General features: G+C 59.9%; 20 protein-coding genes and 4 tRNA genes. 2 read left to right on the forward strand and 22 right to left on the reverse strand.

The window, feature by feature from the left end:
* Positions 1-4: 4 nt before the first annotated feature.
* The 4 genes from phnF to phnC all read right to left on the reverse strand — a co-directional run bounded on the left by phnF (position 5) and on the right by phnC (position 3503).
* On the reverse strand, positions 5-709 hold the full coding sequence (phnF, locus tag ALTER154_RS14560) for a phosphonate metabolism transcriptional regulator PhnF (RefSeq protein WP_090251834.1): 705 nt from the start codon (positions 707-709) through the stop codon (positions 5-7).
* 36 nt (positions 710-745) lie between these two features.
* The gene (phnE, locus tag ALTER154_RS14565) at positions 746-1540 is read right to left on the reverse strand and encodes a phosphonate ABC transporter, permease protein PhnE (protein WP_090251830.1); all 795 of its coding nucleotides are present in this window, start codon (positions 1538-1540) and stop codon (positions 746-748) included.
* Between the two features lie 66 nt (positions 1541-1606).
* Complete coding sequence (gene phnD, locus ALTER154_RS14570; RefSeq protein ID WP_090251828.1) at positions 1607-2611, reverse strand: phosphonate ABC transporter substrate-binding protein; 1005 nt, start codon at positions 2609-2611, stop codon at positions 1607-1609.
* A gap of 55 nt (positions 2612-2666) precedes the next feature.
* Complete coding sequence (gene phnC / locus ALTER154_RS14575) at positions 2667-3503, reverse strand: phosphonate ABC transporter ATP-binding protein (protein ID WP_160088099.1); 837 nt, start codon at positions 3501-3503, stop codon at positions 2667-2669.
* A gap of 393 nt (positions 3504-3896) precedes the next feature.
* On the opposite strand from phnC, the gene ALTER154_RS14580 reads away from it, so the two are divergent.
* Positions 3897-4214 carry an Arc family DNA-binding protein gene (locus tag ALTER154_RS14580; RefSeq protein WP_160088101.1) on the forward strand — a complete coding sequence of 106 codons (318 nt, stop codon included), beginning with the start codon at positions 3897-3899 and terminating at the stop codon, positions 4212-4214.
* Between the two features lie 165 nt (positions 4215-4379).
* On the opposite strand, the gene ALTER154_RS14585 is transcribed toward ALTER154_RS14580, so the two are convergent.
* The 4 genes from ALTER154_RS14585 to mgtE form a co-directional block, all read right to left on the reverse strand.
* On the reverse strand, positions 4380-5516 hold the full coding sequence (locus tag ALTER154_RS14585) for a sodium ion-translocating decarboxylase subunit beta (RefSeq protein ID WP_090251820.1): 1137 nt from the start codon (positions 5514-5516) through the stop codon (positions 4380-4382).
* 12 nt (positions 5517-5528) lie between these two features.
* On the reverse strand, positions 5529-7301 hold the full coding sequence (gene oadA / locus ALTER154_RS14590; RefSeq protein ID WP_160088103.1) for a sodium-extruding oxaloacetate decarboxylase subunit alpha: 1773 nt from the start codon (positions 7299-7301) through the stop codon (positions 5529-5531).
* A 25-nt stretch (positions 7302-7326) separates the two neighbouring features.
* Complete coding sequence (locus ALTER154_RS14595) at positions 7327-7578, reverse strand: OadG family protein (RefSeq protein WP_160088105.1); 252 nt, start codon at positions 7576-7578, stop codon at positions 7327-7329.
* Between the two features lie 163 nt (positions 7579-7741).
* Positions 7742-9184 (reverse strand): magnesium transporter, encoded by a 1443-nt coding sequence (gene mgtE / locus ALTER154_RS14600; RefSeq protein WP_160088107.1) that lies wholly within the window; start codon positions 9182-9184, stop codon positions 7742-7744.
* A gap of 322 nt (positions 9185-9506) precedes the next feature.
* Between mgtE and ALTER154_RS14605 the strand changes: the two genes are divergently transcribed.
* Positions 9507-10022: a DUF4124 domain-containing protein gene (locus tag ALTER154_RS14605; protein ID WP_160088109.1), complete on the forward strand. Its 516-nt coding sequence runs from the start codon at positions 9507-9509 to the stop codon at positions 10020-10022.
* A gap of 103 nt (positions 10023-10125) precedes the next feature.
* On the opposite strand, the gene ALTER154_RS14610 is transcribed toward ALTER154_RS14605, so the two are convergent.
* The 14 genes from ALTER154_RS14610 to aruF form a co-directional block, all read right to left on the reverse strand.
* A tRNA-Arg gene (locus tag ALTER154_RS14610) sits at positions 10126-10202 on the reverse strand.
* 71 nt (positions 10203-10273) lie between these two features.
* Positions 10274-10350: transfer RNA gene (locus tag ALTER154_RS14615), tRNA-Arg, on the reverse strand.
* A gap of 72 nt (positions 10351-10422) precedes the next feature.
* Positions 10423-10499: transfer RNA gene (locus tag ALTER154_RS14620), tRNA-Arg, on the reverse strand.
* Positions 10500-10551: 52 nt separating this feature from the next.
* Positions 10552-10642 (reverse strand) — tRNA-Ser (locus tag ALTER154_RS14625).
* Between the two features lie 62 nt (positions 10643-10704).
* On the reverse strand, positions 10705-10890 hold the full coding sequence (gene csrA / locus ALTER154_RS14630) for a carbon storage regulator CsrA (RefSeq protein ID WP_025165378.1): 186 nt from the start codon (positions 10888-10890) through the stop codon (positions 10705-10707).
* A 187-nt stretch (positions 10891-11077) separates the two neighbouring features.
* Positions 11078-12316: an aspartate kinase gene (locus ALTER154_RS14635; RefSeq protein ID WP_160088111.1), complete on the reverse strand. Its 1239-nt coding sequence runs from the start codon at positions 12314-12316 to the stop codon at positions 11078-11080.
* A 114-nt stretch (positions 12317-12430) separates the two neighbouring features.
* A complete protein-coding gene (gene alaS / locus ALTER154_RS14640; protein ID WP_160088113.1) occupies positions 12431-15055 on the reverse strand; it encodes an alanine--tRNA ligase in 2625 nt (874 codons plus the stop codon).
* 121 nt (positions 15056-15176) lie between these two features.
* Positions 15177-16181, reverse strand: coding sequence for a low-specificity L-threonine aldolase (gene ltaE, locus ALTER154_RS14645; protein WP_160088115.1), 1005 nt, complete (start codon positions 16179-16181; stop codon positions 15177-15179).
* Between the two features lie 239 nt (positions 16182-16420).
* On the reverse strand, positions 16421-17431 hold the full coding sequence (astE, locus tag ALTER154_RS14650; protein ID WP_160088117.1) for a succinylglutamate desuccinylase: 1011 nt from the start codon (positions 17429-17431) through the stop codon (positions 16421-16423).
* A gap of 10 nt (positions 17432-17441) precedes the next feature.
* On the reverse strand, positions 17442-17729 hold the full coding sequence (locus ALTER154_RS14655) for a topoisomerase II (RefSeq protein ID WP_090251796.1): 288 nt from the start codon (positions 17727-17729) through the stop codon (positions 17442-17444).
* A 16-nt stretch (positions 17730-17745) separates the two neighbouring features.
* Entirely contained in the window at positions 17746-19095 is a 1350-nt protein-coding gene (gene astB / locus ALTER154_RS14660) for an N-succinylarginine dihydrolase (RefSeq protein WP_160088119.1), read from the reverse strand.
* Positions 19092-20555, reverse strand: coding sequence for a succinylglutamate-semialdehyde dehydrogenase (gene astD / locus ALTER154_RS14665; protein WP_160088121.1), 1464 nt, complete (start codon positions 20553-20555; stop codon positions 19092-19094). The genes astB and astD overlap by 4 nt, the downstream gene beginning before the upstream one ends.
* Positions 20556-20630: 75 nt before the next feature.
* Positions 20631-21647 (reverse strand): arginine N-succinyltransferase, encoded by a 1017-nt coding sequence (astA, locus tag ALTER154_RS14670; protein ID WP_160088123.1) that lies wholly within the window; start codon positions 21645-21647, stop codon positions 20631-20633.
* A gap of 11 nt (positions 21648-21658) precedes the next feature.
* The gene (gene aruF / locus ALTER154_RS14675) at positions 21659-22675 is read right to left on the reverse strand and encodes an arginine/ornithine succinyltransferase subunit alpha (RefSeq protein ID WP_160088125.1); all 1017 of its coding nucleotides are present in this window, start codon (positions 22673-22675) and stop codon (positions 21659-21661) included.
* Positions 22676-22794 lie beyond the last annotated feature (119 nt).

Here is a 22794-nt window from a genome sequence, read left to right on the forward strand (position 1 = left end):
TCCATCAAAGGGCGAGCTGGTACTGGAAGCGGTCGGCGCGGCTGGTCGATAACGACAGCTCCACCGGCCGTCCGGCCAGATTGCGGGAAAGGGTTTGCACGCTAAGCAGCGGTGCATGCTTGGGCATCAACAGCCGCGCGGCCTCATCACGGCTGGGCAGGCGCGCGCCGATCAGGCTGAAGGTGCGGGTCAATGGCAGTCCGCGCAGGCTGAGGTACTGGCGCAGCGAGCCGCCCTGGTAGTCGGCCAGCAGCTCGGCGTATTCGGTGCTGAAGGCATGTCGAATCAGGCTGACCGGCTGGCCTTCAATCAGGCGCAGGGTGCTCAGCTCCAGCAGTTGCGCACCACTGGGCAGTTGCAGGTACTCACGCTCCTCGCAACCGGCCGGGCGCAGGCGACTTTCCAGAAGCTGCGCTTCGACTTTGTGACCAAGCGCCGAAAGCGAAGCGCTGTAGGCACTGCCAGCCTGCATCGGATAAATCAGCGGCTTGGCCAACACCCGCGTACCCTTGCCCTGCTGGCGCAGCAGGCGGCCTTCGAGTACCAGCTCATCCACCGCGCGGCGCAGGGTGTGGCGGTTGACGGCAAAACGCGCGGCCAACTGCACCTCGGCCGGCAGGTAATCGCCAGGGCTCATGCGCTGCAGCTCATCACGCAGCACGGCAGCCAGTTCGCGGTACAGTGGCTCAGGTTGTCTAGACAAGTGCATGGCTAATAAAGGGCATCCGCAGATGCCCGCTCTCCGTCAGATAAATTGTTTACGCAGGCGCTGCGAAATGATGTCCAGCAGACTGACCACCAGGATGATCACGATCAGCAGGGCGCAGGTCTGGGCGAACTGGAAGCCGCGAATCGCTTCCCAGAGAATCACCCCAATGCCGCCGGCGCCGACCATGCCGACCACGGTTGCCGAGCGCACGTTGGATTCGAAGCGGTACAGCGAGTAGGAAATCCACAGCGGCAAAACCTGCGGAATCACCCCGTAGATAACTTCCTGCAGCGCGCTGGCGCCGGTGGCGCGTACGCCTTCAACCGGGCCTGGATCGATGGCCTCAACCGCCTCGGCAAAGAGTTTGGCCAGCACCCCGGTGGTGCCGATAAACAGCGCCAACACCCCGGCGAACGGCCCCAGGCCAACCGCCACCACGAAGAGCATGGCGAAGACCATTTCATTGATCGAACGGCAGGCGTCCATCACTCGACGGATCGGCTGGTAGACCCACCACGGCACGATGTTTTCCGAGCAGAGAATGCCCAGCGGAATAGCCAGAACAATCGCCAGCACCGTGCCCCACAGGGCGATCTGCACGGTGACGATCATTTCCTTGAGGTACAGCTCCCAGTCGCTGAAATCGGGCGGAAAGAAGTCCGCGGCAAAGGTCGCCATGTTGCTGGAGTCACGGATCAGCGCCAGCGGATTCATTTCCGCGCCCTGCCAGGACCAGGCCAACACAACGAAGAACAGCCCCCAGCCGATCAGCTGCAGCCAGGAACGCTTGGCAATCAGGTCGGGCGTAGGTGCGGTGGTCAAAGTGGTCATAACAACATCTCGAATCAAGCGGCAGAAGAAAACGACCCGCCGTGGGCGGCGGGTCGAGCACTGCGATTAACCAGCGCTGGCAGGGCTTTGCTTGGCGATTTCAGCCATGCGCTTTTCCAGCTTGGCCAGCTCGGCATCCAGCTCCTTGAGCTGCGCCTGCTTGTCATCAGCGTTGAGCTTGTCGCTGTTGGCCACTTCGGTGCGCTTCTTGAACAGTTCCAGCTGGCGGATCGGCAGCAGCTGATCGTCATCGGACGCCTTGAACTTGGCCCACTGCAGACCAGCCAGGACTTTCTGCTCGGCCGGCTCGTCGCCATAGGTCATAAAGAAGTCACGCAGCTTGTTCTTGGTGGCGTCGTCCAGATTCTTGCGCCATACCATCGGGTCGGACGGGATCAGCGGCGAGGTCCAGATCACTTTCAACTGAGCGGCCTTGTCAGGCGCAGTCACTTGCAGACGTTCCATGCCTTCGCTGTTGAAGGTGCCGACATCGACCTGCTTGTTGGCCACCGACAGGGCGTTGACTTCATGGCTGCCGTTGAGCGCGCGCTTGAAGATTTTGTTGGCGTCGGCATTGTTCTGCGCGAACACGTAGTAGCCCGGTACCAGATAGCCCGAGGTGGAGTTCGGGTCGCCGTTGGCGAAGGTCAGGGTCTTGGCGTTTTTCAGCATGTCTTCGATCGAATTGATCGGGCTGTCCTTGTGCGCCACCATCAGGCTGTAATAGCCCTGAGTGCCGTTGGCCGCGACGGTCTGGGCGAAGATCTGTCCGTTGGCACGGTCCACCGCTTCCATCGCGGCCTTGTTGCCGTACCAGGCCATGTCGACTTTGTCGAAACGCATGCCCTGGATGATCCCGGCGTAGTCAGGGGCGAAGAAGGCTTTGATCTTCAGGCCGGTCTGCTGGCTCATGTCTGCCAGGAAGGGGTCCCACATGCTTTTCAGGTTCTGCGAGGACTCGGTGGAGATGATGCCGAAATTGATTTCCTGCTCAGCGGCCTGGGCGGCGCCCAGAACCGAACCGGCCAGCAGCGTGGACGCGGCGAGAACGCGACTGATACGTTTGAACATGCAAAGCACTCCTAGTGCAGATGGACATACAGGGGTTGGCATAACAGGGGGCGGCTCAGGCTTTGGCCAGAGCCAGCGGGACTTTCGGTTTGCGCGCACGGCGCGGTTTCTCAGCGGTTTGCGGCTCGTCTAGCAGCTCGGCCCCGTAAAGATCGTTAAGGAAGTTGGCATGCAGCTCCGCCGCGGCGCCGTCGTAATGAATACGCCCCGCTTTCAACGCCACTGCGCGCTGGCAATAGCGCATGGCGTAATCAACCTGATGCAGGGTGACCACCACGGTGGTGCCGTCTTCACGGTTGATGTCGGCAAGAATCTGCATGACCTTGCGCGCTGACTCGGGGTCGAGCGAGGCAATCGGCTCGTCGGCCAGGATTACCTTGGCGCGCTGACACAGGGCGCGGGCAATCGCCACACGCTGCTGCTGGCCGCCGGACAGGGTCGAGGCGCGCTGCTGCGCCAGATCCGCCAGGCCAACACGGGCCAGGGCCTGCAGCGCACGTTGCTTTTCTTCGGCATTGAACAGGCCGAGGGTGCCGCGCCAGCGCGGCATGCGCCCCAGGCAACCAAGCAGCACGTTCTGCAGCACGCTGAGACGGCCGACCAAATTGAACTGCTGGAAGATGTAACCGATGTCAGCACGCAGACGGCGCACTTCGCCATTCAGCCGGCCTGCGGCCTGCACTTCACGGCCCAGCACTTGAATGCTGCCACCGCCGCTGCGATCGCAGCAGGCCAGGCCGGCAACATGACGCAGCAAGGTCGACTTGCCGGAACCCGAGGCTCCGATCAGCGCCACCATTTCACCGGGCTCTACGGACAGCGCCAGATCAAACAGCGCCTGCTTGCGGCCGAACGTTTTGTTCAGGCTCTCAACCCGGATCACTGCGCTCATGGAATGCCTCCTTCTTATTAGCGGTTACACCGCGGCGTGAAGCCGCCTTCTGGTGTAGACCAAGGTAGGCAAATCCTGTGTCAGGCCGATTAATGGGCCGTGACACTTACGTGACCATTGCTTGAAGTTTTTTCTACGCGAGGGTGAATTTCCTTGCTTTTTGCACAGCACGGCGCATTTCTGATGACTGGTGCTGGCATAACGCCTTTACTCACCGCAAAATGCGACACGCAATTGGCGTCAATTTACCGACCAAGCGACTGTAGAGTCATACTTGATCTAAGCGGCTTTCTGGCTGAACGGTTAGTGCTATAGGCGGTCAAACCGGTGACAATCCTATAGCCCATTGCCAGTATCGCTTTCCTAAACTAACCGGTTTAATGTACGCGCCCTATGAAACCAGCACTCTATTCCAGCCGTACCGCTGACAAATTCGTAGTTCGTCTGCCCGATGGCATGCGCGAACGCATTGCGGATGTCGCACGTAACCATCACCGCAGCATGAACTCGGAGATCATTGCTCGCCTTGAGCAAAGCATGCTCCAGGAAAGCGCTCTGGGTGATGACCTCAACATGCGCTTGGACAGCCCAGATCTGTCCTTGCACGAACGTGAGTTGTTGCAACGCTTCCGCCAGCTGTCACGCCGTCAGCAGAATGCCCTGGTGGCATTGATTGCTCACGACGCCGAGATGGCTGCCGAAGAAGACTGATTGCGCTGCACAAAGAAAAACCGGCCCAGGCCGGTTTTTTTGCTGCCAATAAAAAATGGCCGGGAGCCATTTTTAACGTTGCTCCGCAACGGCCTGCAAGGTGGCCGCCAGGGATGGCAGGCAATAAAAAACCGCCCTTAGGCGGTTTTTTATTGCGCGTGACAGTCAGCCTACAAAGCTGAGCAGCACACCCGCCGCCACTGCCGAGCCGATTACCCCAGCCACGTTCGGACCCATGGCGTGCATCAGCAGGAAGTTCTGCGGGTTGGCTTCCAGCCCCACCTTGTTCGACACCCGCGCCGCCATCGGCACCGCAGAGACGCCGGCCGAGCCAATCAGTGGGTTGATCTTGTTGCTGCTGAATACATTCATCAGCTTGGCCATCAACACCCCCGCCGCGGTACCGGCGCAGAACGCCAGCATGCCCAAACTGAGGATGCCGAGGGTTTTCAGCTGCAGGAAAGAATCCGCCGACAACTTCGAACCCACGGTCAGGCCGAGGAAGATGGTGACGATATTGATCAGCGCATTGCGCGAGGTGTCGGCCAGACGCTCGACCACACCGGCCTCACGCAGCAGGTTACCCAGGGCGAACATGCCGATCAGCGGCGCAGCATCGGGCAGCAGCATACCGATCAGCAAGCACAGCACGATCGGGAAGATGATCTTCTCGGCCTGCCCAACAGGGCGCAACTGCTGCATCACGATAGCCCGCTCTTCCTTGGTGGTCAGTGCACGCATGATCGGCGGCTGAATCAACGGCACCAGCGCCATATAGGCATAGGCCGCCACTGCAATCGGACCGAGCAGATGCGGAGCCAACTTGGAGGTCACGAAAATTGAGGTAGGGCCATCGGCACCACCGATGATGGCGATGGAAGCAGCCTCCTTGAGGGTGAACTCAAGCCCGGGAATACCCAACGCCGTCAGCGCCAACGCACCCATCAGGGTGCCGAATATCCCGAACTGCGCCGCGGCCCCCAAGAGTAAGGTCTTGGGGTTGGCCAGCATCGGCCCGAAGTCGGTCATGGCGCCGACGCCGAGGAAGATCAGCAGCGGGAAGATACTGGTGGGCAAGCCCACCTCGTAGATCATGTGCAGGAAACCCGCACCCTCGGCCATATTGGCTACCGGGATGTTGGCCAGTAGACCGCCAAAACCAATCGGCAACAGCAGCAGCGGCTCAAAGCCCTTCTTGATCGCCAGATAGATCAGCAGGATGCATACCGCCATCATAAACAGCTGACCCGGCTCGACGTGGTACAGGCCGGTGCTCTGCCAAAGCTTGAGGAGCTTATCCATTACCGCGCTCCCTTAACCGATGGTCAGCAGGCTGTCGCCCACCGCCACCGCATCACCCACCTTGACGTTGACCGAACCGATGGTGCCAGCCTTGAACGCACGAATTTCGGTTTCCATCTTCATGGCTTCGAGGATGATCACCAGCTGCCCTTCTTCCACGGCATGACCTGGCTGCACCAGTACCTTGAAGATGTTGCCGGCCAGCGGGGCATTCTGCGGCTCGCCGGCGCCCACTGGCGCAGCTACTGCTTCAGCGGAATTAGCACCACCGACAGCTTTGAGCCCTTCGATATCGCCGCCTTCGTTGACTTGCACCACGTAGGACTTGCCGCCCACTTCAACGGTGTAAACCTCAGGCTTGCCAGCTTCACGAGCAGGCGCTTCCTTGCCGGTCGGTGCCGGCTCGAAGGCCGCTGGGTTGCCGCGGTTTTCCAGAAACTTCAGGCCGATCTGCGGAAACAGGGCGTAGGTCAGCACGTCATCGATTTCGTCGACAGCGAGCTTGAAACCCTTCTCTTTGGCAATGCCCTTGAGCTCGGCGGTTAGCTTGTCCATCTCGGCTTCAAGCAGATCAGCCGGACGGCAGGTAACGGCTTCAGCACCATCCAGCACCCGCGCCTGCAGTTCTTTATTGAAAGGCGCCGGCGCTGCGCCGTATTCACCCTTCAGAATGCCGGCGGTTTCCTTAGTGATCGACTTGTAACGCTCACCGGTCAGCACGTTGATCACCGCCTGGGTACCAACAATCTGCGAGGTCGGAGTCACCAGCGGGATAAAGCCGAGGTCTTCACGTACACGCGGAATCTCGGCGAGCACTTCGTCGAACTTGTCCTGGGCGCCCTGCTCTTTCAGCTGGCCTTCCATATTGGTCAACATGCCGCCAGGAACCTGGGCAACCAGAATCCGCGAGTCGACACCCTTGAGGTTGCCCTCGAACTTGGCGTACTTCTTCCGTACTTCACGGAAGTAGGCGGCAATTTCTTCGAGCAGCTCCAGGTTAAGCCCGGTATCGCGCTCAGTGCCTTGGAACATCGCAACCACAGACTCAGTCGGCGAATGGCCATAGGTCATCGACAACGAGGAAATAGCGGTGTCGACATTGTCGATGCCGGCCTCCACGGCCTTGAGAATGGCCACGGATGACAGCCCTGCCGTGGCATGGCACTGCATATGCACGGGGATAGACAGGGTTGCCTTCAGGCGAGTCACCAGTTCGAACGCGGTGTAGGGCGTCAGAATACCGGCCATGTCCTTGATCGCCACCGAGTCGGCGCCCATGTCTTCGATCTGCTTGGCCAGGTCGACCCACATTTCCAGGGTATGCACCGGGCTGGTGGTGTAAGAGATGGTGCCCTGAGCGTGCTTGCCCAACTGCTTGACGGCCTTGAGCGCGGTCTGCAGGTTGCGCGGATCGTTCATCGCGTCAAACACGCGGAACACATCGACACCATTGAAGGCGGCGCGCTCGACGAATTTTTCCACCACGTCATCGGCGTAATGGCGATAACCCAGCAGATTCTGCCCGCGCAGCAGCATTTGCTGGCGGGTGTTGGGCATGGCTTTTTTCAGCTCGCGGATACGGTGCCACGGGTCTTCACCCAGGTAACGGATGCACGCATCGAAGGTCGCGCCACCCCAAGACTCCACGGACCAGAAACCGACCTGATCCAGCTTGGACGCGATCGGCAACATGTCTTCCAGGCGCACACGGGTGGCCAGGATCGACTGGTGGGCGTCACGCAGCACTACATCAGTAATTCCGAGTGCTTTCTTTACAGCTGTCATACAGATGCTCCCTGTCAAACCTGACTCACCCGCGACGGGCACGGTGCTGGTGAATAGCGGATTGGATAGCGGCTAACACATCAGCGCTCGGCTCGTCAGAGGCCGGCTTGACTGCCGATGGCACGGATACGGGAATGGGTGTCTTTTCGGCGAAACGCTCGATAACCCACGACATCACGCGGATCATCAACACCAACAGCATCAGAAAGAGGAATACGGTGCCCATGCCGAACAGCATGAGCTCGACACCCTCGAGCAGGAGTTCACTAGGGGTCATCTTGGCTCCATTAGTAGCTTCATATGAGCTGCATTAATTATTAGATAGGAGCGCCCGGGAGCAGATCCCGGGCAAAGCTGGCGAACCTTAGCGTGAAACGAGCGTTTGAAGCAAACCCAGCACAGGCCAATGAGACACTTACTGTAGAAAATGCGCCATCGACCTAGAGCAGAAACAGACTGGCCAAGCCCAGGAAGATAAAGAAACCACCGCTATCGGTGACCGCTGTGATCATCACACTGGCGCCCAAGGCTGGATCACGCCCCATACGCACCAGCGTCATGGGGATCAACACCCCCATCAGCGCGGCCAGCAGCAGGTTGAGCACCATCGCGGCCGTCATCACCACGCCCAGCGACCAGCTGTCGTAGAGCAGGTAGGCCACCACGCCAATCACCCCACCCCAGACGATACCGTTAACCAGACCCACGCCCAGCTCCTTGCGGATCAGCCGCGAGGTATTGCCGGTACTGACCTGATCCAGCGCCATGGCGCGCACGATCATGGTGATGGTCTGGTTACCCGAATTGCCACCGATGCCCGCAACAATCGGCATCAGCGCCGCCAGGGCCACCAGTTTCTCGATGGAATCCTCGAACAGACCGATCACCCGCGACGCCATAAAGGCTGTGACCAGGTTGATCGCCAGCCAGGCCCAGCGGTTGCGCAGGGATTTCCACACCGAGGCGAAGATGTCTTCTTCCTCACGCAGACCGGCCATATTGAGGACTTCGCTTTCGCTCTCCTCACGAATCAGGTCGACCATCTCATCGATGGTCAAACGGCCGATCAACTTGCCATTCTTGTCCACGACAGGCGTAGAAATCAGGTCGTAACGCTCGAACGCCTGCGCGGCGTCGTAGCCATCCTCATCCGGGTGGAAACTCACCGGGTCGGTGGCCATGACCTCGCTGACCAGCTTCTCCGGGTCATTGACCAACAGGCGTTTGACCGGCAACACGCCCTTGAGCACGCCGTCATAATCGACCACAAACAATTTGTCGGTGTGCCCTGGCAGCTCCTTGAGGCGGCGCAGGTAGCGCAACACCACTTCCAGGCTGACGTCCTCGCGGATGGTGACCATCTCGAAGTCCATCAGCGCGCCGACCTGATCTTCCTCGTAGGACAACGCCGAACGCACACGCTCACGCTGCTGCGCATCGAGGGTTTCCATCAGCTCATGCACGACATCGCGCGGCAGCTCGGAGGCCAGGTCGGCCAGCTCATCGGCGTCCATGTCCCTGGCCGCCGCGAGAATTTCGTGGTCGTCCATGTCCGCGAGCAGTGTTTCGCGCACTGCATCGGACACTTCAAGGAGGATGTCGCCGTCGCGCTCGACCTTGACCAGTTGCCATACAGTCAGGCGGTCATCAAGCGGCAAGGCTTCAAGGATGTGGGCAACGTCGGCGGAGTGCAGCTCATCGAGCTTGCGTTGCAATTCGGCGAGGTTCTGCCGATGCACCAGGTTTTCCACGCGGTCGTGGTGCTGGCCTTCCTGACGATGAGTCAGGTCTTCAACCAGCTTGTGCCGATGCAACAGCTCGACCACCTGGGCCAGGCGATTTTGCAGGCTTTCTTGCGGCTTTTTTGCTTCTACTTCAGTCATGGCGCGCTCCACCCCCAGCGGCAGCGCACGCCACAGAGGGTCAATCAGTCAACACGTGATTGCACAATCGAGATTCAGAGTAACTACTGGGTAAGTCCATGGTGGTTTTCCACAAGCCCCGGCGGGGCTGACGCGGCGAATGATACCACCGCCCAGGCGCTTTGCATGTGACAAAAACAATCCTAGAACAAGCGCTTGCACGACAAACTTAAGCGCACTTGCACATCTGTAACTGCGACGTGCCTGGCACTGGCAAAGGCACGCCTGGCGCGGACAAAGGCATCGACTACCCTTGCACATGGACCGTCACGGAGGACGCACCATGCATGAACTGCGCTGCGCAGCTTTCTGCGCCATTCTGCTTTGCCCGCTGCCCACACTCAGCTCAACCGTATTTCGCTGCGAAGACGCCAAAGGCCACGTCACCTTCACCCGCCAGGGTTGCCCCAACGAACACAGCCAAAGCCTGCAACAAGCCTATAACCCCACACCCGGCAGCGGTAAACCAGTGCCTTTGGCCAAACCGCGCAAGGCCAGCCGCGAAAGCAAGAAGAAAGATGAGTATGAGCTGACAGTGATCGGAGTGAAGCAGGACGGCTGCGGCAATCTCCTGAGCAGCAGCGAACGACGCGCCGCCATCATCAAACAGCAGATACGCCTGGGCATGAACCGCAGCGACGTCGAGAGCAGCCTTGGCAGGCCCGACAAGGTCACCGAACAGAACGGCCAGACGCGTTACGTTTACCAGGGCAAGAAAGGCAACAAGCGCAACGTCAGCTTCGATGAAGCCGGCTGCGTCAAAGGCAAGGCCAAACGAAAATCGGCGAGTAAAAAATGACCAATAGTCACTTTTGACGTCGTACAACGACACCCCGCTGGGCGGCGGGCCATAAAGCATGCGCAATAAAAAAGGGCCTGCATCGCTGCAGGCCCTTCTTGTTTGGTGCACTCAGGAGGATTCGAACCTCCGACCGCTCGGTTCGTAGCCGAGTACTCTATCCAGCTGAGCTATGAGTGCAAAAGCGCTTTTTAACCAGATCACCCCTGGCTGAAACAAAATGGCTTGCATCGCTGCAAGCCATTTCAAGTTGGTGCACTCAGGAGGATTCGAACCTCCGACCGCTCGGTTCGTAGCCGAGTACTCTATCCAGCTGAGCTATGAGTGCAAATGGCGCTTTTTAACCAGATCACCGCTGGCTGAAACAAAATGGCCTGCATTGCTGCAAGCCATTTCAAGTTGGTGCACTCAGGAGGATTCGAACCTCCGACCGCTCGGTTCGTAGCCGAGTACTCTATCCAGCTGAGCTATGAGTGCATGTAACACTTGCACTGCAGACTCCTAAATCAACGCCTACAGCACTAAATAATGGCGGAGAAGGGGGGATTCGAACCCCCGACACCCTTTTGAGATGTACTCCCTTAGCAGGGGAGCGCCTTCGGCCACTCGGCCACCTCTCCGCAACACGGGGCGCATGATAACCATGTTTTCCCCGTTTGCAAAGCCAAAATTTCGATAAAAATTAGTGGCTTGGTTCTTCGCCTTTCTCTTTCTGGATGCGCTGGTAAATTTCTTCGCGGTGCACAGCTACCTCTTTAGGCGCGTTAACGCCAATGCGCACCTGATTACCTTTAACGCCCAACACGGTGACAGTGACTTCGTCACCCACCATCAGGGTCTCTCCGACCCGGCGAGTCAGAATCAGCATTCCTTTCTCCTTACGGATTTCAGTTCAGGACAACAGCAGTCTGCAAAAATAAAATGGTGGCAGCCCCGAACATCTCAAGCAGAGCCTTCACCCAAGTATTGACCAGTGTGAGCAGAAAGAAAGTTCCTGCTCATGCCAACCAAAAAGACGAAAGGCGCGGGATAAACCGCGCCTTTCGGATAATGCCTCAGTCGCCCTGTCGGGCCGAGGCATCCAGTTCAAAAGCAGTGTGCAGGGCGCGCACTGCCAACTCCAGATATTTCTCTTCGATTACCACGGAGACTTTGATCTCCGAGGTGGAGATCATCTGGATATTGATATTTTCCTTGGCCAGCGCCTCGAACATGCGGCTTGCTACGCCAGCGTGGGAACGCATGCCAACACCGACAATGGACACTTTGGCAATCTTGGTGTCACCGATGACTTCACGCGCACCCAGTTCGCGAGCCGTGTTTTCCAGTACCTCGAACGCCGCGGTGTAGTCATTGCGGTGTACGGTGAAGGTGAAGTCAGTGGTGTTATCGTGCGAAACGTTCTGCACGATCATGTCCACTTCGATGTTCGCAGCACTGATCGGGCCGAGAATTTTGAACGCCACGCCCGGGATGTCCGGTACGCCACGGATGGTCAGCTTGGCTTCGTCGCGGTTGAAAGCGATGCCGGAGATGATCGGCTGTTCCATGGATTCCTCTTCATCAAGGGTAATGAGGGTGCCCGGCCCCTCTTGGAAGCTGTGCAGCACGCGCAGCGGGACGTTGTACTTGCCGGCGAATTCCACCGAACGAATCTGCAGCACCTTGGAACCGAGGCTGGCCATTTCCAGCATCTCTTCGAAGGTGATTTTTTCCAGACGCTGAGCCTGTGGCACCACACGTGGGTCAGTGGTGTATACGCCATCAACGTCGGTGTAGATCTGGCACTCGTCAGCCTTCAAGGCCGCCGCCAGCGCCACACCCGTGGTGTCGGAACCGCCACGACCTAGCGTGGTGATGTTGCCGTGCTCGTCGACACCCTGGAAACCTGCGACCACTACTACACGACCGGCCTTGAGGTCGGCACGCAGCTTCTGGTCATCAATCTGCAGGATGCGCGCTTTGTTGTGTGCGCTGTCAGTCAGGATGCGCACCTGGTTGCCGGTATAGGACACCGCCGGTACGCCAATTTTGATCAGCGCCATGGCCAGCAGGGCAATTGTCACCTGCTCGCCGGTAGAGACCATCACGTCGAGTTCACGCGGTACCGGCTGACCATCACTGACCTGTTTGGCCAGATCGATCAGACGATTGGTTTCACCGCTCATGGCGGAAACCACAACCACAATGTCATCGCCGTTTTCGCGGAATTTTTTCACCTTCGCGGCTACCTGCTGAATACGCTCAACAGTGCCGACGGAGGTGCCGCCAAATTTCTGTACGATCAAAGCCATTTCAAAGCCGCCTCAGCCCGTGAAGGGCGCCCATTAAACAGATAACTCAATACCCTGCCAAGGCCCGCCGGGCGTATACCGGGCCTTGCTCTGTAGACTCAAGCAATCCGGTACTTACAGACCTTGCTCAGCAAAAGTAACGGCCAACGCCAGCGCATCATCGAGAGCCGCTGCATCAACGCCGCCGCCCTGAGCCATGTCCGGACGACCGCCGCCTTTACCGCCAACAACAGCAGCTGCCTGCTTCATCAGCTCACCGGCTTTCAGCTTGGCGGTCAGATCCTGGGTCACGCCGGCCACCAGCACGACCTTGTCGTCCTGCACGCCGCCGAGCAGGATCACCGCGCTGCCGAGCTTGTTCTTCAATTGGTCGACCATCGCCAGCAGCGCCTTGCCGTCCAGACCGTCGAGACGTGCCGACAGCACCTTGATGCCTTTTACGTCGACCGCCGAGCCGGCCAAGTCGTTACCGGCAGCGCTGGCGGCCTTAGCCTTGAGCTGCTCCAGTTCTTTTTCCAGCTGACGGTTGCGCTCCAGCACACCGGCGAGCTTGTCCAGCAGGTTGTCGCGACTGCCTTTGACCAGCGCCGCGGCTTCTTTCAACTGCTCTTCCGCGCCGTTCAGGTAAGCAAAGGCTGCCGCGCCAGTAACCGCTTCAATTCGACGCACGCCTGCGGCCACACCGCTTTCGCTGGTGATCTTAAACAGGCCGATATCGCCGGTGCGTTTAACGTGAGTACCGCCGCACAGCTCAACGGAGAAATCGCCGCCCATGCTCAACACGCGAACCTGATCGCCGTACTTCTCACCGAACAGCGCCATGGCACCTTTGGCCTTGGCGGTTTCGATGTCGGTTTCCAGGGTTTCGACTTCGCTGTTACCGCGCACTTCACGGTTAACGATGGTTTCCAGCTCTTTCAGTTGCGCTGGAGTGATCGCCTCAAAGTGGCTGAAGTCAAAACGCAGACGCTGACTGTCGACCAGCGAGCCCTTCTGGGTCACGTGCTCACCCAGCACCTGACGCAGTGCGGCGTGCAGCAAGTGAGTGGCCGAGTGATTCAGCGCAGTGGCCTGACGCACACTGGCCTCGACTTCGGCCTTGACCGAAGTGCCGACGCTCAAGCCGCCTTTGACCGCAACGCCGTGGTGCAGGAACGCGCCGCCAGCCTTGGTGGTATCACGCACATCGAAACGCACGCCAGCGCCTTCAAGAAAGCCGCAGTCACCCACCTGACCACCGGATTCGGCGTAGAACGGCGTCTGGTCGAGGACGACTACGCCCTCCTCGCCTTCACCTAGGCTGTCGACTGCCTGACCGGCCTTGAACAGCGCAATGATCTTGCCGCTGCCGCTGGTGCCCTGATAGCCAAGGAACGCGGTATCACTGTCAACTTTGACCAGGCTGTTGTAGTCCATGCCGAACGCGCTGGCAGAACGTGCGCGCTCGCGCTGCGCCTGCATTTCGCGTTCGAAACCTTCTTCATCCAGAGTCAGTTCGCGCTCACGGGCGATGTCGCCGGTCAGGTCCATCGGGAAGCCGAAGGTGTCGTACAACTTGAAGATCACTTCACCCGGAATCACCGTGCCTTTGAGCTCGGCCAAGTCTTGTTCAAGAATCTTCAAGCCCTGCTCCAGGGTCTTGGCGAATTGCTCTTCTTCGGTTTTCAGCACGCGCTCGATATGCGCCTGCTGTTGTTTCAGCTCAGGGAAGGCATCGCCCATTTCGGCCACAAGCGCGGCAACGATCTGGTAGAAGAAGCTGCCCTTGGCACCCAGCTTGTTCCCGTGACGACAGGCGCGGCGGATGATGCGGCGCAGCACGTAGCCACGACCTTCGTTAGACGGTGTCACGCCGTCGGCAATCAGGAAGCCGCACGAACGGATATGGTCAGCCACCACTTTCAGCGAAGCCTGAGCTTCGTTGGTGCAGCCGATGGCCTTGGCCGCAGCGTTGAGCAGGCTCTGGAACAAGTCGATCTCGTAGTTCGAGTTGACGTGTTGCAGCACGGCGCTGATGCGCTCCAGGCCCATGCCGGTGTCCACGCTCGGTGCAGGCAGCGGGTGCAATACGCCGTCAGCGGTGCGGTTGAACTGCATGAACACGTTGTTCCAGATTTCGATGTAACGATCACCGTCTTCTTCTGGCGAGCCGGGTGGGCCGCCCCAGATGTGATCGCCGTGATCGAAGAAAATCTCGGTGCACGGGCCGCATGGGCCTGTGTCGCCCATGGTCCAGAAGTTGTCGGACGCGTACGGCGCACCTTTGTTGTCGCCGATGCGGATCATGCGCTCGACAGGAATGCCGATTTCCTTGTTCCAGATATCAAAGGCTTCATCGTCGGTGGCGTAGACGGTGACCCACAATTTTTCCTTGGGCAGGTTCAACCAGTTTTCGCCGGTGAGGAACTCCCAGGCGAAGTGAATGGCGTCGCGCTTGAAATAGTCGCCAAAGCTGAAGTTGCCGAGCATTTCGAAGAATGTGTGGTGACGCGCGGTGTAGCCGACGTTTTCCAGGTCATTGTGCTTGCCGCCAGCACGCACGCACTTCTGGCTGGTGGCGGCGCGGGTATAGGCACGCTTTTCCAGGCCGAGGAAGCAATCCTTGAACTGGTTCATCCCCGCGTTGGTGAACAACAGGGTCGGGTCATTGCCCGGAATCAGGGAGCTGGAGGCGACACGGGTGTGTCCCTTCTCTTCGAAGAAGCTGAGGAAGGCTTCACGGATTTCTGCGCTTTTCATAGGAATCTTCCAAAAACCAGCGGCCACGACAAAGCCGGCAAAGGGCCGCATTATATCGGGCCTGCGCTAGGGGGCTAGTGCCTTTATTGATAGAGAGCGACTATTCATCGCTCCAAGACAATCAACTCCGGCGAAACTCGGCGAAGGCTGCGACCACCTGATCGATATCCGCAGGAACAATATCCAGGTGAGTCACCATGCGTAGCCGCGGCGCAGCAGTGAGCTTGATCCCGCGCTCTGCACAGAAGGCCTTCAACGCACCGACCTGCTCGCCCACCTGGGCGTAGACCATATTGGTCTGCACCGGCTCCACCACATAACCCAACTCACGCAGGCCTGCGGCCAAGCGCTCGGCATTGGCGTGGTCCTCGGCCAGGCGCGCCACCTGATGTTGCAGGGCATACAAGCCGGCCGCCGCGAGCATGCCGGCCTGGCGCATACCGCCACCGACCATTTTGCGCAAACGCCGCGCCCTGTTGATCAACTCTACTGAGCCGCACAACACCGAGCCAATCGGTGCGCCGAGGCCCTTGGACAAGCACACCGACACCGAATCGAAGTACTGAGTGATCTCCCGCACCGGCACGCCCAGCTTGACTGCTGCGTTATACAGCCGCGCGCCGTCCAGATGCAGGGCCAAGCCGCGTCGCGTGGTCAGCTCGCGTGCCGATTGCAGATAGGCCTGAGGCAGTACCTTGCCCTGCATGGTGTTTTCCAGCGCAAGCAGGCGGGTGCGGGCGAAGTGGAAGTCATCCTGTTTGATTGCTGCTTCGACCTTGGCCAGGTCGAGCGAGCCATCGGCTTCGCCCTCAATGGGTTGCGGCTGGATCGAACCGAGCACCGCCGCGCCGCCGCCTTCGTATTTATAGGTGTGCGCCTGCTGACCGACGATATATTCGTCGCCGCGTGCGCAATGAGCCATCAGCCCAAGCAGATTACTCATGGTGCCAGTCGGCACAAACAGCGCGGCCTCGAAACCGAGCTCAGCGGTCAGATGCTGCTCAAGGCGGTTGACTGTAGGGTCTTCGCCATACACATCATCGCCAAGCTCGGCGGCTTGCATGGCCTCGCGCATACCGCGGGTCGGCTGGGTGACGGTGTCGCTGCGCAGGTCGATAACGGGCATGGCGGGCAGTCCTTAGACGGGGCTAAACCCCGATGCTAAAGCCCACCCACTGGGCAAACAAGGTACAGATCAGGCGAGAAAACGCAGGACAGATTGCACCAAGAAATCGCTATACGATCTCGCGAGCTAGAGCCATGCAAGGCAAAAACAGACGAGGAAGCGGAGTGTACTTTTGTACATGAGCATTCCGAGTCTGTTTTTAACGCAGCAGGGCCGACGCGCAGCAGATCGTAACTGGCTCAAGCCAGTTGGACGTCTTCGGCGGGAATAATCAAGATGCCGGCGCGCAGGCCGTTCTTGACCTTGGGATTGGGGAAGATGATGCGTGCACATGGCTCATTCACCACCCAGCGGGTGTCGGCCAGATCCTCGGCGAGCAGGTAGCCAATCGGCAATTCGCTGAAGTTCTCGATATCGGCCGGCAGGTGCAGCTTGAAGGCGTCGCTGTGTTTGATCACTTCACGCGCCACGGCAAACAGCTTGAGTTCGCCTAGATCATCAGTGGCACCTTCGGGCTCACGGCCTTCGATCAGAGCCTGCAGGTGCATTTCGAGCAGGTCCAAGTTGACCAGCTCGTTCTGCCCAAACGGCCGCGCTTTGCCCAACTCCAGGGTGAAGGCTTCCGCCCCAAGCTGGGTGTAGGTGTAGGCGCTGAAGGTGATCGAGCTTTTATTGTGCAGCAGTACCGCCTCAATCCCGGCAGCGCTCAGGCGCGCCAGTTCACGCTGACTGCGCGGGCGACCTTCCTGAAACGGGTAAAGGGCGAACTGCTCGATCTTCGACGCGCGAATCGCAGTGTGCAGGTCGTAATGCAGGCGGGTGCGCTCCGGCTTGCTGAAAAAGGCAGCGGCCAGATGCTCCAAGTCACAGGCACGCAACGCTTCGGCACCGGTGTGCTGATCGTGACGGCCATTGAACAGGCGGTTGATGTCCTGCTCGATATAACGCTCCCCGCTGCGCATGGCGGCAGGATTACCGAACAGAAAGAGAATGCGCGCTCGCGGCTTCAGCTGACTGCGGGCAATGCCCTGCAGCAAGCGGTCAAGCAATTCGATGGGTGCGGTTTCATTGCCATGGATGCCAGCTGACAGCAGCAGGTCCAGGCCATTGTCGCGGGCCACCGGCGGCGTTATTTCCAACGCGCCTTCGGCCAGCCAACGCAAACGCGCGCCCTCGGGAGTCAGCTGAATCTTCGCTGCCGGTTCGTGGCCGGCCAGGGTCAGTTCAAGCAGTTTGCCGAGGGCAAGCATGGGCGTTTCCTCAATCGTGGTTGCAGTCAGGGCCGTGCACGTGATCGTCGTCTTCGTCCAGGCCAGCGGCTTCCATTTCCAGCTCCAGGCTGACCAGGTTGGTGGCCAGCGGGCGCAGCAGCAGGTTGGCGTACTCGGCAGCGCCCTCCTCCACGTCTACACCGATCATCAGCTGGTTGTTGCCAACCTGCTGGAACCAGATTTCCTGGCCCTGCCAGATCACGGCAAAACGCGTGCAGGAGGTTTCCAGCTGGGTGCCGTCGGTGTCTTCGAGGATCAGTTGCAGGGCGTCGGACATGGTAATAAGTACTCAATCAAGCTAATTGGAATGGATAAACCGCGCCCAGTTTAAGGATCTGCGTCAGTTCGTCCAAGGCCGCACGGCATTCGTTCAACAATTGTGGGTCAGCCAGATCGTTTTCGCTCAGGCGATCACGGTAGTGCTTGTCGACCCAAACGTTGAGGCTGTCGTGCAGGGTCGGGGTCATTATCACGCCCTGATTGACCGCTGCCAGCTCGTGCTCCTTGAGCGCCACGCGCAAGCGCAGGCACGCCGGGCCACCGCCGTTCTGCATGCTCTGTTTGAGGTCGAAGACCTTAACCTCGCGAATCGGCCCATTACCGCTGGTCAGTTGCTCCAGGTAACGCCAGACATTGCCGTTGTTGCGGCACTCTTCCGGCACGATCAGCAGCATGCCGCCATCCGCGCGAGTTAACAGCTGGCTGTTAAACAGGTAGGACTTGACCGCATCTTCCACCGTCACCGCATCACGCGGCACGCACACCGCCTGGAAGTTGCCGCCACGGCGGGCGAGCTTATCGCTCAGCTCAGCCAGCACCTTGTCGGTGTCGAGGAAGGCGTCCTGGTGATAGAACAACACCTCGCCATTGCCCACCGCGATCACGTCGTTGTGAAACACACCCTGATCGATCACTGCAGGCGTTTGCTGGGCATAAACCACGCCGTCATCGCTCAGGCCGTGCAGACGGGCAACCGCCTGCGAAGCTTCCAGGGTCTGCCGCGCCGGATAACGCTGCGGGGCCGGGAAACGGCTGTCGAAGGCGCTGCGGCCAAAGACGAAGAACTCCACGCCGGCATCGCCGTAGCCTTTACAGAAGCGCGTATGGTTGGCCGCACCTTCATCGCCGAACTGACCGACGGCCGGCAACGCGGCGTGATGAGCGAAGTGCTGCTCATTGGCGAACATGGCGCCGAGCACACGGCTGGTGGTCGGGTGCTCAATCGAGCGGTGGAATTTGCAGTTGAGGTTGGCGGCAGTGAAATGCACCCGACCATCCGCAGTATCAGCACTCGGGCTGACGGTGCAGGCGTTGGCCGTCCACATACTGGAAGCCGAGCAGCTGGCAACCAGCAGCGGCATGGCGTCTTTCGCGGCCTTCTGGATCACCTGCGCGTCAGTGCCGGTAAAACCCAGGCTGCGCAGTACGGCGACATTCGGGCGCTCCTGCGGGGCCAATACGCCCTGCTTGAAGCCCATTTCCATCAAGGCCTTCATCTTGGCCAGGCCCTGCTTGGCCGCTTCCTTCGGGTTGGACGCGGCCTGGCTGTTGCTCTGCGAGGCAACGTTGCCGTAAGACAGGCCACCGTAGTTATGAGTCGGCCCGACCAGCCCATCAAAATTCACTTCAAATGAGTTGCTCACAGACTTACTCCGGGGGTCAGGGTGGCGGGCAGGCTCAGGCTGTTGGATTCCAGCGAGGCCACCGGGTAGGCGCAATAATCGGCTGCGTAATAGGCACTGGCGCGGTGGTTACCAGAGGCGCCCACACCGCCGAATGGCGCGGTGCTGGCGGCACCGGTCAGCTGTTTGTTCCAGTTGACGATACCGGCGCGGCTCTGCAGCCAGAACTGCTCGTAGCGCGCCTTGGAGTCAGACAGTAGGCCAGCGGCCAGGCCGTACTGGGTGTTGTTGGCCTCGGCGATGGCCGCATCGAAATCGGCGTAGCGAATCACCTGCAGCAGCGGGCCGAAGAACTCTTCATCCGGACGATTGGCGACCTCAGTCACATCGATGATGCCTGGGGTGAGCAAGGCGGCGCCGGCCAGCGGCTGGGTCATTTCCAACAGCGGTTTGGCGCCCTGGGTCAGCAGGTGCTGCTGCGCCTTGATCAGGTGCTGCGCGGCGGCCAGGGAAATCACCGAGCCCATAAAAGGCGCTGGCTGGGCGTCGAAACTGCCGACCTTGATGCTTGCAGCAACCTCCACCAGACGTTCCAGCAGGCTATCGCCCCACGCTCCTTGTGGCACCAACAGGCGGCGCGCACAGGTGCAGCGCTGGCCAGCGGAGATAAACGCCGACTGGATGATGGTGTACACGGCTGCGTTGAGATCAGCGACCTGATCGACCACCAGCGGGTTATTGCCGCCCATTTCCAGGGCGAGAATCTTGTCCGGGCGACCGGCGAACTGGTTGTGCAGCAGGTTGCCGGTACGGCTGGAGCCAGTGAAGAACAGGCCGTCGATACCGTCATGCGCAGCCAGAGCCACACCGGTATCGCGCGCCCCTTGCACCAGGTTGAGCACACCTGCCGGCAGACCGGCTTCGATCCAGCACTTGACCGTCAGCTCGGCGACTTTCGGGGTCAGCTCGCTGGGCTTGAACACCACGCAGTTACCCGCCAGCAGCGCCGGCACGATATGGCCGTTAGGCAGGTGACCGGGGAAGTTGTACGGGCCAAAAACCGCCACCACGCCATGCGGCTTGTGCCGCAGCACGGCGGTGGCGTCGGCCAGCGGGCCGCTCTTCTCACCGGTGCGCTCGCGGTAGCTCTGGATCGAGATGGCAACCTTGTTGACCATGCTGGTGACTTCGGTGGCGGTTTCCCACAGCGGCTTGCCGGTTTCTTCACCGATGCAGTGGCCCAAGGCGTCGGCATGGCTTTTCAGGGTGGCGGCAAACTGTTCGAGCACGGCGATGCGTTCATCCAGCGAGCGCGAGGCCCAGGCTGGGAATGCAGCACGCGCAGCCTCTACGGCAGCGTCGACCTGTGCGGCGCTGGCCGCATGACCTTGCCAGATGAATTCCTGGCTGACCGGGTTGAGCGATTCCAGGGCTTCACCCTGGCCTGCGTGCCAGGCACCGGCAATGTAATGAGTGCTCATTTTGTTTTATCACTCCCAGCAAGGTATCGACCCGGCCTGCGCCGGATCAGCAAATTGAAACAACGACGCTCGGCTTTAGCCGCGAGCGGAAACCGCGACAGCACGCACTTGGTCGCCCGCCGACAGCTGCAGGCGCTTGGCGGTTTGCGCATCGACCACCAGAGTGCCAGCGGCCAAACGCGCCGGTGCGGCAGTAATCCGGCAGGCTTCGCGCTTGCGGTTGTGGATCAGAAACTGCGGCGCGTCATCGCCCGGGGTGCCGACGGCCAGCACCAATACCTGGCTGTCTTGCACGGCACGAATTTTCGCGGTTTCGGCCTCGATGGCCGGGCCGGCGTCGAAGATGTCGACATAACCCTGATAGCTGAACCCCTCGCCCTTGAGCATGGCCAGCGCCGGCTCGGTGTCCGGGTGGACGCGGCCGATGATGTTGCGCGCATCCTCGGAGAGGAAGCAGGTATAGAGCGGAAACTTGGGCATCAGCTCGGCGATAAAGGCTTTGTTGCCCACGCCGGTGAGGTAGTCAGCCTGGCTGAACTCCATCTTGAAGAAGTGCCGGCCCAGGCTTTCCCAGAACGGTGAACGGCCCTGTTCATCGGACATGCCGCGCATCTCGGCAATCACCTTGTCGCCGAACAGCTCGCGGAATTCGGCGATAAACAGAAAGCGCGCCTTCGACAACAGCCGGCCATTCAGGCCACTGCGCTGGTCGCTGCGCAGAAACAGCGAGCACAGCTCGGAGTTGCCGGTCAGGTCGTTGGCCAGGAACAGAGTGGGGATCTGCCGGTGGATGTTCAGCTCCTGCGAGGCGCTGACGGTCAAGCCGACCCGGTAGTTGTACCAGGGCTCGCGCAGGCCAACGGCACCTGCAACAGCCGAGATACCCACCACTTCACCGTTGTCGTCTTCGAGCACGAACAGGTAATCGGCATCGGCACGCGCGGCTTCACCACGGAAGGTTTTCTCGGCCCAGCCCACGCGGTGCGCCAAACGCTCCTCGTTGGCCGGCAAGGTAGTCAGGCCTGCGCCGGTGCTGCGGGCCAGCTGAAACAGAGCCGGCAGATCGGTGCTGCGGACGGGACGAACGATCATGCGCTAACTCCTTAAACCGCAACCAGGCGTACGCTGACGCCTTCGCCGACGCCCAGGGCCTCGGCGGCCGCAACACTCAGGGTGACCGGCTTACCCGGCACCCAATCCAGCTCCGCGACAATCGCGCGGAAATCCTGCAGCTGACCGTTGCTGACCAGATACGGCCGCCCGCCTTTGCCAGGCTCACCGATACGCACCGGCACCACACGGCTCTGGGCAATCGAGCGAATGCCCGACGTGCGCGCGTGCAGAGTCGGGCCACCGTCGAAAATGTCGATGTAGTGGTCAGTTTCAAAGCCTTCGCGCATCAGAATGTCGAAGCTAATCTGCGCCCGTGGATGCACCTGGCCCATGGCTTCCTGCGCCTCATCCGGCAGCAGCGGCACGTAGATCGGGTAATGCGGCATCAACTCAGCGAGGAAGGTGCGGCTCTTCAACCCACACAGGCGCTCGGCCTCGGTGTAATTCATGTCGAAGAAGTTGCGCCCCACGGCATCCCAGAACGGCGAATCACCGCCTTCATCGCTGTAGCCGACAATCTCCACCACCACCGCATCAGCAAAGCGCTCCGGGTGATTGACGAGAAACAGCAAACGGCCACGCGAGTTAAGTTCCGACCAGGCGGTGTTCACCAACGGCCGCTCGACGTAGAAGCTGGTCAGCAGGCTGTTGCCGGTGAGGTCGTGGCACAGCGAGAGTACGTGGATCTTGTTATGTATCTTCAGCTCGCGGGAGTTGTGCACAAAGGTTTCGTTGCGGAAGCTGTAAAACGGCTCGGAGTAGCCGGCCGAAGCGACGATGCCGGAGCAGCCGACTAGGCGACCACTCTCGCTGTCTTCCAGCACAAAGAAGTAGCTTTCTTCACCGTTGAAGCTGACTTCGGCGGAGAACGAGGCCTCCGACGCGGCGATCTTTTCGCGCAGACGATCGCTGTCGTCCGGCAGTGAAGTCACACCAACCGGGCTGTCCGCGGCGAGACGCTGCACTTCAGTGAGGTCGGCCATTTGCGCGGGGCGCATCACCAGCATGGTGCCACTCCTTTTGATAAAAGCTCCAAGCTGCCCAAACCGGGCGGCCTAGAGAAAACCGCAACCAACGCTGCGGCACACACAGAGACAGGCTTCCTTGCTGTTAGCTCAACCCATCC

It is taken from the genome of Pseudomonas sp. 9AZ (assembly GCF_902506525.1).
Classification (GTDB): Bacteria; Pseudomonadota; Gammaproteobacteria; order Pseudomonadales; family Pseudomonadaceae; genus Aquipseudomonas; species Aquipseudomonas peli.

Bases quoted from the DNA above. Each gene is read 5' to 3' on its own strand.
- phnF (WP_090251834.1), bottom strand. From the start codon at position 709: ATGCACTTGTCTAGACAACCTGAGCCACTGTACCGCGAACTGGCTGCC.
- phnE (WP_090251830.1), bottom strand. From the start codon at position 1,540: ATGACCACTTTGACCACCGCACCTACGCCCGACCTGATTGCCAAGCGT.
- phnD (WP_090251828.1), bottom strand. From the start codon at position 2,611: ATGTTCAAACGTATCAGTCGCGTTCTCGCCGCGTCCACGCTGCTGGCC.
- phnC (WP_160088099.1), bottom strand. From the start codon at position 3,503: ATGAGCGCAGTGATCCGGGTTGAGAGCCTGAACAAAACGTTCGGCCGC.
- ALTER154_RS14580 (WP_160088101.1), top strand. From the start codon at position 3,897: ATGAAACCAGCACTCTATTCCAGCCGTACCGCTGACAAATTCGTAGTT.
- ALTER154_RS14585 (WP_090251820.1), bottom strand. From the start codon at position 5,516: ATGGATAAGCTCCTCAAGCTTTGGCAGAGCACCGGCCTGTACCACGTC.
- oadA (WP_160088103.1), bottom strand. From the start codon at position 7,301: ATGACAGCTGTAAAGAAAGCACTCGGAATTACTGATGTAGTGCTGCGT.
- ALTER154_RS14595 (WP_160088105.1), bottom strand. From the start codon at position 7,578: ATGACCCCTAGTGAACTCCTGCTCGAGGGTGTCGAGCTCATGCTGTTC.
- mgtE (WP_160088107.1), bottom strand. From the start codon at position 9,184: ATGACTGAAGTAGAAGCAAAAAAGCCGCAAGAAAGCCTGCAAAATCGC.
- ALTER154_RS14605 (WP_160088109.1), top strand. From the start codon at position 9,507: ATGCATGAACTGCGCTGCGCAGCTTTCTGCGCCATTCTGCTTTGCCCG.
- csrA (WP_025165378.1), bottom strand. From the start codon at position 10,890: ATGCTGATTCTGACTCGCCGGGTCGGAGAGACCCTGATGGTGGGTGAC.
- ALTER154_RS14635 (WP_160088111.1), bottom strand. From the start codon at position 12,316: ATGGCTTTGATCGTACAGAAATTTGGCGGCACCTCCGTCGGCACTGTT.
- alaS (WP_160088113.1), bottom strand. From the start codon at position 15,055: ATGAAAAGCGCAGAAATCCGTGAAGCCTTCCTCAGCTTCTTCGAAGAG.
- ltaE (WP_160088115.1), bottom strand. From the start codon at position 16,181: ATGCCCGTTATCGACCTGCGCAGCGACACCGTCACCCAGCCGACCCGC.
- astE (WP_160088117.1), bottom strand. From the start codon at position 17,431: ATGCTTGCCCTCGGCAAACTGCTTGAACTGACCCTGGCCGGCCACGAA.
- ALTER154_RS14655 (WP_090251796.1), bottom strand. From the start codon at position 17,729: ATGTCCGACGCCCTGCAACTGATCCTCGAAGACACCGACGGCACCCAG.
- astD (WP_160088121.1), bottom strand. From the start codon at position 20,555: ATGAGCACTCATTACATTGCCGGTGCCTGGCACGCAGGCCAGGGTGAA.
- astA (WP_160088123.1), bottom strand. From the start codon at position 21,647: ATGATCGTTCGTCCCGTCCGCAGCACCGATCTGCCGGCTCTGTTTCAG.
- aruF (WP_160088125.1), bottom strand. From the start codon at position 22,675: ATGCTGGTGATGCGCCCCGCGCAAATGGCCGACCTCACTGAAGTGCAG.